The sequence below is a fragment of the Legionella sp. km772 genome, assembly GCF_003989735.1.
In the GTDB taxonomy this organism is placed as follows: domain Bacteria; phylum Pseudomonadota; class Gammaproteobacteria; order Legionellales; family Legionellaceae; genus Legionella.
In genome coordinates this window covers 1-1,396 of record NZ_RZGQ01000345.1, presented here as the reverse complement: position 1 = coordinate 1,396, position 1,396 = coordinate 1, and the positions used below count along the sequence as shown (strand labels likewise).

Genomic DNA, 1,396 nt, shown 5'->3' with positions numbered 1-1,396 from the left:
AAAAACTCATTTAAATCACTTTGCTATTAAGTACAAATTGATTCTTAGAGCGAACCAGATTGCTTGGCAGGAGCTTAAAAATATGGCAGCTTAAAATTGACCGTGCGTAACATGAGTCAGTTAGGCTTACTTCTGCTTTTACAGCTATTTTAGGACCATCTTCAACAGCGCACATATCCTCAATAAAATATTCTCTCACCTCGTCCTTATTGAGATATTCAGCGGTTATAGCAACTTTTTCGTCACTTCCATTACTTTTGGGAAACTCTCTTCCTGCAACTCCTTTTTCCACGAGACGCTCCCATATTTCTTGCATAGTGGGAGTTCTTCCCATTCCAGGTTTCGCGTTTTCCTTTTGTGCTATTAATGCGGAAAGCTCTTTTATTTCTTGAAAGAGAACATCGGTAATGTTTGTGCTGGAGTTATAATCGGCAACATCATCTAGCTCTTTAGGCATTTCTACTTTTTTTGTAATTTTAGGTCCATCTTGTAGAACCATTACTATATCGATAAGGTTGGACCGAACCTCATCGCTGTTAAGGTAATCTAACGATATTTTAACTTTAGCACCCGAGCCATCAGGAGCAGGAAACTCTCTTCCCACAACACCTTTTTTTACCAGATGATCCCATAAGTCTTGAGGTGTAGGACTAGTTTCTTCTCCATTTTTTTTAGTTAACCTTGCAGTTAACTCGCCACACTCTGCATACAGAACATTATTTATATCTGTGCTGTCATCATAAGAAGCGATTAGACTGGGGTCAATATCCATTTCCGCCTCGACATTGTCTTTCGCTGCGGCTTGCATTTCTAACGTTGGATGCGCAGCCATATATTGCTCAATCAATTTCATTCTATCTTCAAAACAGACACCAGTATAAGCTTTATAATATTCGATTAATGCATCATCACCTCGAGCTTTTGCATCCTCATAATAAGTAGTCATAAAATCATTCATCATGTTCAAATAATATTTTTCAATACCTACCCCATTATCAGAGGGATGCCAAGCCAGACCCGTCATCTGATTGAACTCGATGTAACGTTTAGGATCACCGCCATCTAAAATGTTATGCACCTGTTCCATGTTTGCCGATACCAGCCCAAATCGCTGAATACGTTGATGAGCTTCTTCATAGGTAGTTGTTTTATCACTCACGTTAAAGAGTTTTGCAACAGCTGTCCAAAAAAATTCAGGAAACCATTTTTTTTGCAAAGTCATACGAAACCAATCTTTAACGGCGGTAAGAGGTTGCCCCATAAACGTTTTATGAGCATCTGATATAGGCGCGGATTTTTAGACGAAAAAAAGGTATTTTTAAGAGCTATTCTTCTAATATAAGAGGGGAATAGAATGACCAAAAAGCGAAATTATTACACTGCATCAAAAAAATCA

1 protein-coding gene is annotated in these 1,396 nt (G+C 38.3%); it reads right to left on the bottom strand.

The genetic code is table 11. The annotated features are described in order from the left end of the window. Positions 1-10: 10 nt before the first annotated feature. A complete protein-coding gene (locus ELY15_RS15780) occupies positions 11-1,261 on the bottom strand; it encodes a hypothetical protein (protein ID WP_127101711.1) in 1,251 nt (416 codons plus the stop codon). Positions 1,262-1,396: the final 135 nt, after the last annotated feature.